This window comes from Desulfuribacillus stibiiarsenatis, from assembly GCF_001742305.1.
GTDB lineage: Bacteria > Bacillota > Bacilli > Desulfuribacillales > Desulfuribacillaceae > Desulfuribacillus_A > Desulfuribacillus_A stibiiarsenatis.
Map to the genome: position 1 here is coordinate 137,639 of NZ_MJAT01000036.1, position 15,262 is coordinate 152,900.

Annotated in this window: 16 protein-coding genes; 11 read left to right on the forward strand and 5 right to left on the reverse strand. The window is 34.6% G+C overall.

The window, feature by feature from the left end; genetic code table 11:
- The first annotated feature begins 37 nt into the window (after positions 1-37).
- Together hfq and pyrB are read left to right on the forward strand one after the other, a co-directional pair.
- On the forward strand, positions 38-271 hold the full coding sequence (gene hfq / locus BHU72_RS12150) for an RNA chaperone Hfq (RefSeq protein WP_069702898.1): 234 nt from the start codon (positions 38-40) through the stop codon (positions 269-271).
- A 135-nt stretch (positions 272-406) separates the two neighbouring features.
- Positions 407-1,327: an aspartate carbamoyltransferase gene (gene pyrB, locus BHU72_RS12155; RefSeq protein WP_069702899.1), complete on the forward strand. Its 921-nt coding sequence runs from the start codon at positions 407-409 to the stop codon at positions 1,325-1,327.
- A gap of 150 nt (positions 1,328-1,477) precedes the next feature.
- Here pyrB and pepF read toward each other — a convergent pair whose 3' ends face one another.
- Complete coding sequence (gene pepF / locus BHU72_RS12160; RefSeq protein WP_069702900.1) at positions 1,478-3,307, reverse strand: oligoendopeptidase F; 1,830 nt, start codon at positions 3,305-3,307, stop codon at positions 1,478-1,480.
- 207 nt (positions 3,308-3,514) lie between these two features.
- Between pepF and BHU72_RS15920 the strand changes: the two genes are divergently transcribed.
- The 9 genes from BHU72_RS15920 to glnA all read left to right on the forward strand — a co-directional run bounded on the left by BHU72_RS15920 (position 3,515) and on the right by glnA (position 11,559).
- Positions 3,515-3,682, forward strand: a complete 168-nt coding sequence (locus BHU72_RS15920; RefSeq protein WP_176720476.1) for a hypothetical protein — start codon at positions 3,515-3,517, stop codon at positions 3,680-3,682.
- Between the two features lie 105 nt (positions 3,683-3,787).
- Positions 3,788-4,717 carry an RluA family pseudouridine synthase gene (locus tag BHU72_RS12165; RefSeq protein WP_083248454.1) on the forward strand — a complete coding sequence of 310 codons (930 nt, stop codon included), beginning with the start codon at positions 3,788-3,790 and terminating at the stop codon, positions 4,715-4,717.
- Between the two features lie 20 nt (positions 4,718-4,737).
- Entirely contained in the window at positions 4,738-5,367 is a 630-nt protein-coding gene (locus tag BHU72_RS12170; protein WP_069702901.1) for a CooT family nickel-binding protein, read from the forward strand.
- A gap of 216 nt (positions 5,368-5,583) precedes the next feature.
- Positions 5,584-6,510, forward strand: coding sequence for an AAA family ATPase (locus tag BHU72_RS12175; protein ID WP_141709316.1), 927 nt, complete (start codon positions 5,584-5,586; stop codon positions 6,508-6,510).
- Positions 6,470-7,078: a GTPase gene (locus BHU72_RS12180; RefSeq protein ID WP_069702903.1), complete on the forward strand. Its 609-nt coding sequence runs from the start codon at positions 6,470-6,472 to the stop codon at positions 7,076-7,078. Before BHU72_RS12175 ends, BHU72_RS12180 begins: the two co-directional genes overlap by 41 nt.
- Positions 7,075-8,424 carry a GTPase HflX gene (hflX, locus tag BHU72_RS12185; protein WP_069702904.1) on the forward strand — a complete coding sequence of 450 codons (1,350 nt, stop codon included), beginning with the start codon at positions 7,075-7,077 and terminating at the stop codon, positions 8,422-8,424. The genes BHU72_RS12180 and hflX overlap by 4 nt, the downstream gene beginning before the upstream one ends.
- The gene (locus BHU72_RS12190; RefSeq protein ID WP_069702905.1) at positions 8,408-9,664 is read left to right on the forward strand and encodes a methionine gamma-lyase family protein; all 1,257 of its coding nucleotides are present in this window, start codon (positions 8,408-8,410) and stop codon (positions 9,662-9,664) included. The genes hflX and BHU72_RS12190 overlap by 17 nt, the downstream gene beginning before the upstream one ends.
- A 118-nt stretch (positions 9,665-9,782) precedes the next feature.
- On the forward strand, positions 9,783-10,190 hold the full coding sequence (locus BHU72_RS12195; protein ID WP_069702906.1) for a MerR family transcriptional regulator: 408 nt from the start codon (positions 9,783-9,785) through the stop codon (positions 10,188-10,190).
- Positions 10,191-10,224: 34 nt separating this feature from the next.
- Positions 10,225-11,559 (forward strand): type I glutamate--ammonia ligase, encoded by a 1,335-nt coding sequence (gene glnA, locus BHU72_RS12200; RefSeq protein WP_141709314.1) that lies wholly within the window; start codon positions 10,225-10,227, stop codon positions 11,557-11,559.
- A gap of 103 nt (positions 11,560-11,662) precedes the next feature.
- Here glnA and lexA read toward each other — a convergent pair whose 3' ends face one another.
- The 4 genes from lexA to BHU72_RS12220 all read right to left on the reverse strand — a co-directional run bounded on the left by lexA (position 11,663) and on the right by BHU72_RS12220 (position 15,261).
- Positions 11,663-12,277 carry a transcriptional repressor LexA gene (lexA, locus tag BHU72_RS12205; RefSeq protein ID WP_069702908.1) on the reverse strand — a complete coding sequence of 205 codons (615 nt, stop codon included), beginning with the start codon at positions 12,275-12,277 and terminating at the stop codon, positions 11,663-11,665.
- 113 nt (positions 12,278-12,390) lie between these two features.
- Positions 12,391-13,419: a tyrosine-type recombinase/integrase gene (locus BHU72_RS12210; RefSeq protein WP_069702909.1), complete on the reverse strand. Its 1,029-nt coding sequence runs from the start codon at positions 13,417-13,419 to the stop codon at positions 12,391-12,393.
- 148 nt (positions 13,420-13,567) lie between these two features.
- On the reverse strand, positions 13,568-14,311 hold the full coding sequence (locus BHU72_RS12215) for a YheC/YheD family protein (protein WP_069702910.1): 744 nt from the start codon (positions 14,309-14,311) through the stop codon (positions 13,568-13,570).
- A gap of 95 nt (positions 14,312-14,406) precedes the next feature.
- The gene (locus BHU72_RS12220) at positions 14,407-15,261 is read right to left on the reverse strand and encodes an ATP-binding protein (protein WP_069702911.1); all 855 of its coding nucleotides are present in this window, start codon (positions 15,259-15,261) and stop codon (positions 14,407-14,409) included.
- Position 15,262 lies beyond the last annotated feature (1 nt).

Here is a 15,262-nt window from a genome sequence, read left to right on the forward strand (position 1 = left end):
AAGTATAAAAAAAAGAAATGCGGAGGGATACGCGATTATGACAACGAAGCAAATAATTATTCAAGATGTTTTTCTTAATCAATTACGAAAAGAAAATATTCCTGTAACTATATATTTAGTGAATGGATTTCAAATTCGTGGATTAATTCGTGGTTTTGACAATTTTACGGTTATTATTGAAGCAGAAGGAAAACAGCAGCTAGTATATAAGCATGCAATTTCTACATTCATTCCTTCCCGTAATATTAATTTACAACAAGAGCTTAACTAATTAAAAGATTAAATTAGAATGCAGACAGCGATTTCCAATCGGTCTGCATTTCTTTTTAATTAAAATATATCTTTTACTATCATAACGACATTGATTATAATAGATGCATATCACACGAGAAAGGAACTTATAAGAATGTCATTATATCATGTTCTTGGTGCTAAACAATTTAATCGATTAGAGTTAGAAGAGATCATTAGAATATCAGAAGATATGGAAGAAATCGAGAAAAATGGAGGCTCTAATCTTTATTCCAATAAAGTTATGACTACTTTATTTTTCGAACCTAGTACTCGTACTCGTTTATCTTTTGAGTCAGCTATGTGTAGACTCGGAGGAAAGATTATTGGTACAGAAAACGCAGCGCAATTTTCTTCAGCCATTAAAGGTGAAACAATTGAAGATTCAATTCGTGTTATTTCTAATTATTGTGATGTAATTGTTATACGTCATACAGAAATTGGTGCGGCTAACCGGGCTGCCGATGTAGCGACAGTACCAATTATAAATGCTGGTGACGGGGCAGGAGAACATCCTACACAAGCGCTTCTTGATTTATATACAATCAAGAAAGAGCTTGGTTATGTGGATGGTCTTTCAATCGCCATGGTTGGTGATTTAACGTATGGTAGAACCGTACATTCGCTTTCTTATCTGCTATCGTATTTCAATAATATCAAAATTTATTATACAGCACCTGAAAATGTGCAGATTCCGCAATATGTAAAGAAGTTTTTAGAAGAAAAAGGAGTATGGTATCAGGAAGTAGATGATTTAAACTCGATTGCATCAAAAATTGATGTCTTGTACCAGACGAGAATACAGAAAGAGAGATTTCCAACTATTGAAGATTATCAATTGGCTAGTGGAAAATATGTTGTGGATAAAGGTTTATTGGACAAGCTCAAGTCAAATAGCGTGATATTACATCCACTTCCGAGAGCTGGAGAAATCGAGATAGAGGTTGATCAGGATCATCGTGCTGGTTATTTTCGACAGGCGAGAAACGGATTGTACGTAAGGATGGCATTGCTACATAAGTGTTTTAAAAGCTGAAAAACATAAAAGAAACCTTGGCTTCGCCAAGCTTTAGCGAAGAGATAGCCTTAGTTACGCTAATACTATCAACATTAAATTTATAAATTTTGATAATGCAAAAAAGAAGCAGCAGATGTAATACATTCTGTTGCTTCTTTTTTGTTCGCCTTATAATTCGTTTTCTATATCTTTTAATAAATTTGCTAATATATCGGTATACATATCAAATTCTTTTATTGCAGCCTTAATCGGTTCAGCAGATGTCATATCAATGCCAGCGACTTTTAGAAGCTCTATCGGATCTTTGGAACTTCCACTTGATAGAAACTCTAGATATTTTTTAACTGCTTCGTCACCGTCTTGTAGAATCTTACGTGCTAATGCAGTGGCAGCAGAATAGCCAGTAGCATATTGGTACACGTAAAAATTGTAATAAAAATGAGGAATACGAGCCCACTCTAACGCAATATCTTTGTCAACGATGACAACTGCGCCATAAAAACTTTGGTTGATTTTATAATATATTTCAGACAAATCTTCGCTAGTTAAAGCATCCCCTTGCTCTAATGCTTCATGAATGACTTTTTCGAATTCTGCAAATAATGTTTGGCGGAAAATTGTAGTCCGGAAGCCTTCTAAATAATGGTTAACGAGATACGCTTTTAATTTTTTATCTTCAGTTTTTTGGAACAAATAATGGAAGAGCAATGTTTCATTGACCGTTGAGGCAACCTCCGCAACAAAAATAACGTATTCTGAAGTAGCAAATGGTTGTTCTTGCTTTGAATAATAGCTATGTAAAGAATGTCCCAATTCATGGGCAAGTGTAAATACAGAATTGATATTCTCCTGGTAATTTAGCAAGATATATGGGGGAGTGTTATGGGTTCCCCAAGAATAAGCTCCACTTGTTTTACCTTCGTTTTCATAAACGTCAATCCATCGTTCCTGAAAAGCCTTTTGAATGATTGAAATATACTCATTCCCTAATGGTCGAAACGCTTGTTCCATATATTCACACGCTTGTTCATACGATATAGAGAACTGAACATTGGGTACCATAGGAACATATAAATCATACATATGTAATTCATCCAGCTTTAATTGCTGTTTTCGTAATGACAAGTATTTATGAAGTACAGGGAGCGACTCGTTTATTGTTGAAATTAAATTCGTATATACTTCTACAGGGATTTCATTTGGCTTCAAAGCAGCTTGTAAAGAGTTGTCGTATTTTCTCACGCGCGCGGTAAACACGTCAGTTTTTAAATGAGCATTGATAATCGTGGCAAAGGTATTTATGTATTTGCTGTAGGTAGTATACATAGCTTGGAATGCATCTTTACGGACACGTTGGTCGTAGCTTTCTAGAAATTGAATGAACCTACCATGACTTAACTTTCTCTCATTACCATTTTCATCTTTCACTATAGGGAATTCTATATCGCTATCTGATAAGACACTGAAAATGTTTTCAGGTCCTTGAAAAAGAGCACTTGCCTCAGAAATAATAGCCTCTTCTTTATCAGACAAAATATGTTGTCGATGGTTTTTAATTTTGTCAAAATATCGTTGATATTTTTTGAGCTCATTAGATTGTGATATAAAGGACTCTATTTGTTCGAAATGTTCAAGTATCTCAGGCTCTACAAAAGAGAATTTAGTTTCCACTTCAGTACTTAAATGTTGTGCACGATCAAAAAGCCCACGGTATTTGAGACCTTTTGTATTTTCATCCCACTTCATTTTGGAATATGTATACAGTTGTCCTGTTCCAATCATAATCTTTTCACGCATTGTCAAGAATTCGACAAGTGAATCAATAGAGTGATTTAGCGAACCTATGTATGTATCAATTTTAGGTAAAAGCTGTTTAACTTCATCATATTGAGCTTCCCAAGCCCCATCATCTGTAAAAAAATTGGTTAAATCCCATTTATATTTGTCTTCGATTGTCTCTCTTTTAGGAACTGCCACTTGTTGTTGTTTGTTATCCAAGGCTATACCTCCTCAAAAGTTATATATTAACTGACATACATCATATACATTTCAATGGAAAAACACAATCATTGCAACCTACTACTAGTACAAAAATAGTAACATGATACTATTATAATTTAACTAAAAAGAATGTTGCCTAATGTGTCTAATATCATTATTATTAGTATTATGAAGAAAACTTTAGCGATATAAGTGGGTGAAAACATGTTTGTAGTCTTCCTGGTATTATTTATTATCTTCCACATTTTCCTATTCGTTTTTCCAAGGGTGGTATTTACGAAAAATGTTGACCCATCGAGTCAGCAGTTAATGTTCGTTAGACTGGCTGCATTTACAATGGTTGTAATAGGGATTGCAACGATTTATTATTAATCATAGCTTTGCATTTTTTATAAAAAGAGTTTACAGTATTGTTGTAAATTCTTTTTTTATTTCTTATATTATAACGAATACTTTGATTATATTAGGAGAGTTCGAGTGAATATACATATGAAAGGCAAATGGTTAACATTTGTATTAACAGATGAGGATGCTGGTCAATCTTTAGAACAAATACTAAAAGATAAAATGTCCTTATCAGGGCGATCCATTCAAAGGCTCACTCGTATGAAGGGTATTTTTGTAAATCAAAAAAAAGCTTTCCTTGAAAAGAAATTAAAAACGCATGACGAGATTAAAGTACGAGTGGAAGAAAGCAATCCTAATATACCAATATTTAATCGTACAATTGAAGTGATGTATGAAGACGAATGGATTTTGGTCATTAATAAAGCTCCAGATTTAAAAGTCTATCCAACTCACGCAAATGATGTACAAACGTTAGCAAATGCAATTCAGTTCTATTATCAGTCGCAAAAAAGACAAGCTGGCATTCATTTAGTCCATAGATTAGATACTGGGACATCTGGCGCTATTATGGTCGCTAAAAATAGCTATGCCCACCAATTATTTGACAAAGAACTGAAAAATAATAGAATCTCTAGAACATATATTGCTATAATAGAAGGAGCCATTCAGGAAGAAGTAGATACTATTAACTTGCCTATTGATCGATGTCCAACGCATCAAACAAAGCGATGTGTATCTAAGAATGGAGAAGAAGCAATCACTCATTATCAATGTTTAGGGAAAACGAAAGATTATTCTATTGTTAAAATTCAAATAGAAACTGGAAGAACCCACCAAATTCGTGTTCATTTTGCACACTTAGGTCATCCGGTAGCAGGTGATCGCCTTTATGGAAGTACCAACAGAAATATTACTCGACAAGCATTACACGCTTATCAGTTGCAATGGACACACCCGATAGACGATAGGAAACAATGTATTTCTGCAAAAATTCCTGCAGATATTCAAAAGCTTGCTCAGCATATAGAGATGACTGAAATACTAGAGAGACTAGAATAATTACGTAGCGGAGGTTGGTTATGTTAAAAGTAGCCATCATTGATGGACAAGGTGGAGGAATCGGAAAGGTATTAACTGAGCACATTCGAAAAGCACTAGGTGAAGAGGTATATCTAGTGGCCCTAGGTACGAATGCATTGGCTTCTTCTGTTATGTTAAAAGCGGGGGCAAATGAAGGTGCTTCTGGAGAAAATGCAATTGCTCGTGGAATTGCCCATGTGGATGTTGTCATTGGACCAATAGGGATTGTAATCCCACATTCATTTCTAGGTGAGATTACTCCAAGTATTGCGAGCATAATAGCTTGTTCTAAACCATACAAGATTTTAATTCCGTTAACGAGAGGAAATTACTCGTTGGTAGGATTAAATAATGAACCACTTCCACATTTAGTAAAAGAATCTATCGAGATTTTGTATCAATATATTGATAATATTAAGAGTAAGGAGGGGTCTGGCATGTGCGAAGCAAATGCTTATATTATTAAAGATGGCAAAGAAGAGTTGCTGCTAGAACGAGTGGATAAAATAGTTCCCCACGAAGATGGGATCTTCTTAAAAAATATTTTTGGAGAACAGAAGATCGTTAAAGCTTCTATTAAAGAAATGGCTCTCGTCAATCACAAGATTATTCTAGAACCAATATCTTAAATAACATAACAAATAGATAATTCAGTATACAAACTTCACGAATGTGAAGTTTTTTTCATTTCTGGGCAATCACCTATTACTTCGTTGATACATAAGATAATATACGAACTGAGGTGTGGGGTGAATATGTTGAAAAAACAGGATACTTTGATTGAAAGAGGGATGAAAACAATATTAGACCAATACGAAACTGGCAAAATCAATTTAGCTGAAACCATGCGTTTCCTCAATCATGATCAATCCATACAAAATGTAAATTTAGATATACCAAATACTTCGATTCAAGAAATATATCAGGAACTGGACCAATTAATTGGATTAGCAGAAGTAAAAAGTTTAGTGAGGGAAATCTTTTCTTTTTTACAAATACAAAATCAGCGCAAATTGAATGGTCTTCTATCTGATGCGCTTGTTTTACACATGATTTTTAAAGGTAATCCAGGCACAGGAAAAACAACTGTTGCAAGGGTGTTTGGACGAATGTTTAAGGAAATGAATATCTTATCGAAAGGCCATATGATTGAAGTTGAGCGTGCTGATCTGGTTGGTGAATATATTGGTCACACAGCTCAGAAGACTAGAGAACAAATAAAAAAAGCTCTTGGTGGAATATTATTTATAGATGAAGCCTATTCTTTAAATCGTGGCGGCGAGAAGGACTTTGGGAAAGAAGCAATTGATACATTAGTAAAGGGCATGGAAGATTACAAAAACGAATTTATTCTTATTTTAGCTGGATATTCTGAGGAAATAGATAATTTTCTTATGTCAAATCCCGGGTTGCCATCTCGATTTCCTATCAATATAAATTTTCCTGACTATACAATAACTGAGCTTATGGACATCGCAGAATTAATGTTGGAGGAGCGACAATATAAGTTTACTTTTAAAGCTCGACTAAAACTACGCAACCAACTAGAAAGAAACCACCAACTTCGAAATCAGAACTTTAGTAATGCCAGATTTGTTCGTAATCTTATTGAAAAGGCTATTCGCAAGCAAGCGACACGTTTGATAAGAGAAAACCAGGCAAGTCTTTTAAGTAGAAGCGAATTAATGATGATTTCTGATCTAGATATTGAAACCACAGGAGGGACTTCTAATGATAGAATTCTTAATTACCGGGAGAAAAGAAGTTGGTAAGACACTTTTTATGTTGCAGTTTTCAGAGTATATTGCTAAAGAAAACGGATATGATTGTTTATATCAATCCTCAAAAGGCGTTCAATTACGAAAAATATCGGACATAGGTAATGCAATTAAAATTTACAATGAGGATATCGGAAAGAACAATCTTCCTAAGAGTATAACAATGTCTACTCACTCTAAAGATAAATTATTAAAATTCACTGATACGTATGGTTTAATTGATGGAATACAGTATAATAGCATAGATAGACAAAATATTAAAACCTCCCTTCAAGCTATCATGGAATGTGATAATTTAATCCATATTATTGATCATAATAACCTTGATAAAAAGAGTTTAGACCCTATTGATTTAGAGCTATACAATATAGGTAAGCAAAAGCGATTTTATATGATGTTAATAAACAAGACAGATTTAGAAAAAACAATGCTTAAATTTCAAGACTATAAGAAAAAAACTAAATTACCAATTCACCCTATTTCATCAATATATAAAGAAGGTTTTTTCCATGTATTTCAGCAAATTAAAACAGTCATGCAACAACCATTGTTAGGTAGGTGATTCTTATTTCAACCATTCAGTCCATCGCAACAGAGGAAAAGGCTATACTAGTAGGTGCTTATCTCTCACAGAGACACCAGACTCAAGAGCAATATGAACAATCTTTGCAAGAATTGGAACAACTCGCCGATACTGCAGGTGCTAGAGTACTTCAGGTTTTTACACAAAATCGGGACGGTTATGACTCTAGCACCTTAGTAGGCAAGGGCAAGCTTGAAGAAATTACGTTATACGTGGAAGAGAATGAAATTGATGTTGTCATCTTTAACAGTGAACTATCTCCTAAGCAAAAAAGAAATATTGAAAAGATTGTGCCGTGTAAAGTAATAGATCGCACGGAACTAATACTAGATATTTTTGCATTGCGTGCACGTACTCATGAGGGAAAATTGCAAGTAGAATTAGCGCAATTACAATATCTATTGCCACGTCTTACTGGAAAAGGAACTGAAATGTCCCGTCTAGGTGGAGGGATAGGAACTAGAGGACCTGGTGAAACGAAGATTGAGGTTGATCGTAGAAAAATTCGAGATCAAGTGACCAAAATTTCTAAAGATCTTGAACAAATAAAAAAACAACGCCAAATTGAACGTAACCTTAGGATAAAAAACAATGTTCCTGTTATAGCATTAGTGGGATATACGAATGTAGGAAAAAGTTCTTTATTCAACCTATTGTATAAGCAATTGAATCCAGCGTCTGCAAAAGACGAGGTATTAGTAGAAAATAAGCTGTTTGCTACATTAGATACAACTGTAAGACTTATCGAATTAGAGCCTAAAATTTCCACACTTATGGTTGACACAGTTGGTTTTATTCAGGATTTACCGCACAATCTAGTAGCAGCGTTTCGTTCTACTTTGGAAGAGGTATTATATGCTGACGTACTACTTCATGTAGTAGATGTAAGTGATCCTCACCATAATGATAAAATTGAAACTGTGGAGAAGGTCTTAACAGATTTAGGAGTCACAGATCCAAGAATTATTTATGTATATAATAAAATTGATATCAGGTCTAACTACAGTGAAGATTATGAACTTGTAGTAACTGAAAACAGTGTACAGGTCTCAGTTTTGCATCAAAATGGTATTGATCAATTGCGAGCGCTAATATTACAATACATATTCCAAGACTATAGCCAAAACACACTATCTATTCCATATCATCGCTCTGATATATATGCTGCTGCTCATGAGATAGGCAAAGTATTATCGAAGCAGGAAGATGAACATGGTTGGATAATGGCTATATTCGCTAGAAAGAGCGCAAATGAAGGATTTATAAAGAAACACATGAACAGTATTGAGATTCTGGAGCGTGAAAATCATGAGTTTACCGTTTGATTCAGAAATATTAAAACTTAAGGATTCTATTGAAAAAAAAATAGCTCCTGTGTTCCAGAATATACAAATGATAGTGGAGAGTAATCAATATCGTGTATTAGAAGCCTTTCAAAAAAATCAAGTTAGTGACTATCACTTTGTAGAGTCTACAGGATATGGACATAATGATTTAGGTCGTGAGGTATTAGAGCAAGTGTATGCAAACGCATTTGGAGCAGAAGCGAGCATTGTTCGACCTCATGTGGTTTCTGGTACTCATGCCATTAGCAGTGTCTTTTTCGGCATTCTTAGACCTGGAGATCATCTACTATACATAACAGGTAAACCTTACGACACTTTGGAAGAAGTGGTAGGTGAGCGTGGTTCCAATCAAGGATCATTAAAGGAATTTCAAATTGATTATAGCTGGTTACCTTTAACAGCAAGTAATACAATAGATTATCAAGGAATTAAAGAAAGTATTCAACCGAATACACGTATGATTGGAATACAAAGATCTAGAGGTTATGCCAATCGACCGTCATTTACAATAGCAGAAATTAAGAAGATGGTGGAATTTTGTAAAGCAATTAGACCAGATCTTATAGTATTTGTTGATAATTGTTATGGTGAGTTTGTAGAGACTCTAGAGCCTACACACGTGGGTGTAGATATTATGGCTGGTTCACTGATTAAAAATCCAGGTGCAGGTATTGTACGTTCTGGTGGCTATATTGTTGGCAAAGAAGAATTAGTTCAGAAAGTCAGTTACCGTGTTACTTCCCCAGGTATAGGAAGAGATGGTGGTGCTATGCTTGGAACTACAAGAGAGTTGTTTCAAGGGTTATTTCTAGCCCCTAACGTAGTCGGACAAGCACTTCAGGGAGTTGTTTTTGCATCTGCTATTTTAGAAGAATTAGGGTATCAGACGGATCCTTTATGGAACGATCCGCGAACAGACATTATACAAGCCATTCACTTGCAAAAACCGGACAATTTATTAGCTTTTTGCCAGGCCATTCAAAAGGCATCGCCGGTGGATTCTCATGTGAAACCGGAAGCTAGTTATATGCCTGGATATGCTGATGATGTTGTTATGGCGGCGGGTGCGTTTATACAAGGGGCAAGTATTGAATTAAGTGCAGATGGTCCCATGCGAGAACCTTATACTGCTTATATGCAAGGTGGTCTAACGTATCATCATGTAAAAATTGCAATTTTACAAGCTATTACAAACTTAAAAAATTTAACGAACAATTAAATCAATGATCAATGTACATGCTCATGTAAATCTATTTAACATTTGTTGACAGCTTTATGTGATAAGTTTATAATTAATTTATTCATGCATTTCATTGATTTTCTAGAGGAGAGAAACAATGGATAATAACGATAGACGTAAACAACCACTTTTCCCAATAGGGATTGTTAAAAAATTAACAAGCCTTTCTGCTAGGCAAATTCGTTACTACGAAGAGCATAAATTAATACAGCCAATGCGTACAGAAGGGAATCAGAGACTATTTTCTTTTGAAGATGTAGATCGACTATTAGAGATTAAATCTTTAATTGATCAAGGAGTTAATATCGCTGGTATTAAGACTGTTTTAGGCACGATTGATGAAGAGCCAATTCCTACGGCTCCTGAGAAGACAGAACCTAAAGTAGATCTTACAGATAAAGAACTTCACGATTTATTACAAGCTCATATTTCTGAACAAATCGCTAGACCTAGTATAGGGAATCCATTAATTCAGGGTCAGTTAGCTAGGTTCTATCGAAAGTAGTGAATAAGTTAATATTATTCTGGGAGGAATGTTCATGAGTCGTTATACAAAAGAAGATATTATGAAATTAGCAAAAGAGAATGATGTATCTTTTATTCGTTTACAGTTTACTGATTTAATGGGTATTATTAAAAATGTAGAAATTCCTATTAGTCAATTAGACAAAGCACTAGATAACAAAATGATGTTTGATGGTTCTTCGATTGAAGGATTCGTAAGAATTGAAGAATCTGATATGTATTTATATCCGGATTTAGATACTTGGGTTATTTTTCCATGGTTTGCCAACAAAGGAAAAGTAGCTAGACTTGTATGTGATATCTATATGCCTGATGGTACTCCTTTCCTTGGGGATCCTCGTGGGATATTAAAGAGAGCTATGCAGGAAGCTAAGGAAATGGGATATACATCTTTTAATGTAGGACCTGAGCCTGAGTTTTTCCTATTAAAGCTTGATGAAAATGGTAAGCCAACGAATGTTATGAATGATGAGGGTGGATATTTCGACTGGGCTCCTGTAGATTTAGGGGAGAATTGCCGTAGAGATATTGTATTAACACTTGAATCATTAGGCTTTGAAATTGAAGCATCGCATCATGAAGTGGCACCTGGACAGCATGAAATAGATTTTAAATATGCAGATGCAATTACTGCAGCTGATAATATCCAAACATTTAAATTAATTGTAAAGACAGTAGCTAAGGAGCATGGTTTGCATGCAACATTTATGCCAAAGCCTTTCTATGGTATTAATGGATCTGGAATGCATTGTCATCAATCATTATTCAAAGGCAATGAAAATGCATTTTATGACGAGAGTGATGTACTAGGCTTAAGTGTTACGGCAAAGCAGTACATTGCAGGTATACTAAAGCATGCACGTGGTATGACAGCGATTACTAATCCAACGATTAACTCTTACAAACGTTTAGTTCCAGGCTACGAAGCTCCTTGCTATATTGCATGGTCTGCTAAAAATCGTAGTCCATTGATTCGTGTACCTGCGGCAAGAGGAATGAGCACGAGAATCGAAGCTCGTTTCCCAGATCCAGCTACCAATCCTTATCTAGCTTTAGCTGTTATGTTAAAAGCAGGCTTAGATGGAATTAAGAACAAACTAGAAGCTCCTAGACCGACCGATCGTAACATCTATGTTATGAACGACTTAGAGCTTAAAGAAGCTGGAATTGATTCTTTACCAGGTAGCTTAGAAGAGGCGATTAAGGAACTTGCGAAAAATCAAGTCATGAAAGATGTATTAGGCGAGCACGCATATAGCCATTTCATCAGTTCAAAACAAATTGAATGGGATATCTTCCGCACGCAAGTCCATGAGTGGGAGAGAGAGCAATATATGGCTCAGTTCTAATGTAATTCAATACTTAAGTTAATCCTAAATTCTTAAATTCTTAAATTCTTAAAATAGAGAAATAACAAAACGCCCTCAAACGGATTGTTTGAGGGCGTTTTGTTTAAAATTCTCGATATATACCAATTACTTTTCCTAAGATGGATACACGATCATAATACGTTGCTTCCATAGTTGAATTCTCTGGTTGAATACGGAATCTTCCTTTTTCTTTATAGATACGCTTAACTGTAGCTTCATCATCTTCTGTCATAACAACTGCAATTTCCCCGTTTTCTACACTCATTTGTTGACGAATAATAGCATAATCTCCATCTAATATCCCAGCTTCTATCATACTGTCACCACTAACACTTAATATAAAAACATTATCGTCCCGTACAAGGGAGTTCGATAATGGCAAATAATTCTCAATGTTTTCGGTAGCCGTAATTGGCAGGCCAGCAGTAACCTTACCAATGACAGGTATATATGTATGATCTAAGGAGAAATCCTCTTTACCAGTCCCATCTAAAATTTCAATGGCCCTTGGTTTTGTTGGATCCCTTCTAATATATCCCAACTCCTCAAGAGTTGAAAGATGACCATGGACTGTTGAACTTGAAGCAAGCCCTACAGCTTCACCAATCTCACGAACAGAAGGGGGATATCCTTTTTTTTGAACTTCTGCTTTTATAAAATTTAATATATTAGTCTGACGTTTACTTATTGGTTTCATTGAGTTTGCTCATCCTTTCCTAGTTGATTGTAAAATAAATGAATAAGAGCAAGAGGATATGTATATACAAATTATAGCATAATTTTCTTAAGTGGCAAACAAAAGTTCGATTTTCACCTTATAGAGCCACGTTTTCGAATAGCATCATGTAATCTATGTTTGGAAGCTTCTACATATTTCTTAGCTGTTACAGCAATATCTTCGTGACCTAGTTGAGCCGCAACAACACGAATGTCCCCAGTTGCTTCATATAAAGATAGACCAGCAGATGAGCGTAGTTTATGTGGAGTTATATTGTATTTTCCAATAGCTTTTGCATACTTTTTCACTATCTTTTGCATACTGCGGATTGTTAACCGCCCACCATCCCGATTTAAAAATATAGCGTAAGGATCATTTGACATTGGTCTAGGACGCTGTTGGTGATGTAAATATGCATTAATGGAGGATTTTGATTCTTCCGAAAAGGCTATTGTACGAACTTTCGCACCTTTTCCTAACACCGTAATCTCAAGGTTTTGAAAATCGATACTATTCACATCTAGTATAAATACTTCACCAACACGCATTCCAGTGTCTAATAATAATGTAATCAATGCTAAATCACGAGAAATTGATAATGCAGTACGGGATTTACGTTGTTTATCCGTTAAACCAAAGCCACTTTCAATCGCATCTAATAATGTTACTTGTTCATTGGGAGCGAGAGCAATAATACCTTTTTTATTTAGTTTTAAATGATCATAATTACTTGTAGGATTATTCAGAATCTTGTTTTTCTTATGTAATGTTTGAAATAATACTTTTAATGATGATCTACGACGTGCTTGAGTAGTTTTCGTTACATTGCGCTCATTCAGTTGCCATTGCTCAAATGCCATTAGATGATCAAATTGAATACTATTCATGTGTTCTACAGTAAGTTCATTGACAAGTAAATCATCATTCGGTGAGACATTTGAAATATAGTATTCAAAAAACAAATGCCAGTCGCGCATATAATGAATGAGAGTAGACCTTAAGCGACCCTCAATGACAAATTTAGTGGTTATTACAACCTCACAAAAGTTTGGAAGTTGCTTAGATAATGTTTTAAAAATTTCTTGTTGTTTTTTCGTTAGTTGATTTATAAAATCAGCCATAAAAGCACCTCCTAAAACTATACTCGCTTGTAAAATATTATATCATGTTATGATGGTACCTTATTAATTAACTTTTATCATGTGTTCGTTTAATTTGCATTATACGAACACATGATAAATTGAATATAACATATATTTGGTATCTCTTCTATTTCTTGATTTTTTTAATTTCTTTATAAATATCTAAACCAAGTTCTAAAGCATTTCCATAATGCATGTTCATTGGATTGGTTCCTAAGCTCCAGATCCGGCCAACAGTATCAATGGCAAAATCTACTTCATATCCTAACCAAGATCCTGTATTTACATTTTTAAGTTTTGGATCTAAGATGTTCACGATTGTAGAAGAATATTCTAAGATTTCACTTTGAAATACTGATTTTGATAAACCAGATAAATTTGTAATTTCATCAAGACTGGAAACTTTTCCACCAAAACGTTGGCTAGTAATCGTTGATTTTGCAGCAGCTAATTTTGCATATATACCATGTTGTTTCCAGCTACCATCCAATTTACGTCCTACTTTTACGTTTAAATCGATTAAACTGCCTTTATATGAAGTTACTTTAATCCCTCTTTGTACAAAACATTTAGTAAATTTCATTTGCTTTAATAGCATCGTTTCAATTTCTATATATCCTACAGTACTTGTGCAAATTTGACCATTACAATAATAATGGTAATGGTACACATCTCGTTTAATTCTAACAATATGAATCACGTGGAATCCGACATGTGGTACACATGGTTTAATAAAAATCGATTTATAACAATGTAAATAATCAAATGCTAGCTCCACATTTGTTAAAAGTGTAGCTTCTGGTAAAAACATGTTAATCCTAGAATCTTTATTCAAAATATTATATATTTCCCACTTGCAAAAAGAACCCATTGTGTATCCCTCGATTCTACCTGTTTCAAATAAAAGCCATCAGTAGACATAATAAATATTATGTCTACTGATGGCTGATGTCGCTAGGCAATCGTTTAATCTTTATTATTTTCATTCTTTGCAAACACATTGAGCATATCTTCGTGAGATCTTACTAATCTAATATCTCTCTCACACATTAAACGATAAACGGAGCATAATTGGAATATTCTAGATGTAATTCGTTCTCCGAGTACTAAATCCATAGCTGGAGGGTCTAGTAAATTTGTGGTGATTACCGTTGGTAGCTGTTCTTGTAGTCGATAATCGATAATGCTGTATAGCTTATCTTTCACCCAATCACTATAATTATGTGCACCTAGGTCGTCGAGAATTAACACTTCAGAACTACGTGCAGCATCCATGATTTCAAATTCGCTACTATCAGTATTTTTCCCATAGCTTGAACGTATTTCGTTTAACAAATCAGGTACAACAACAAATAAAAGTTGTGTCGATGGCTTTTGTTCTAATATTTCGTTCGCTATTGCACCAGCTAAATAGGTCTTCCCTCTACCGGTTTTACCAACAAAGAGCAAGCTATCAGAAGTGCGATTTTCAATAATATTATAGACAAAGCATGCAGATGCTTCCATAGCTTTCTCCGCTAGGTCTCTATATGTTAATTGGTTTTCCTTAATTTGTGTTTTTGCATAAAATCGGTAGTCGAATTTATCAAAAGTACACGTCCTTAGTAATTTAGATAATCTAGCAGATTTTACTTTTCGCTCAATGTTCTTTCTTTTTTGACAGTTACAGATTCGCGCGAACATATCAAGGCCAGAACCTTCTAAAATATAGCCGGTATCTTTACAATCATTACATTGATAAGAATCTTGATGTGATTGTTTTCTATCATTTCTATCAATCGTGGGTTTATAACTCTTAATTAATTGATTGATTGGCTCCATG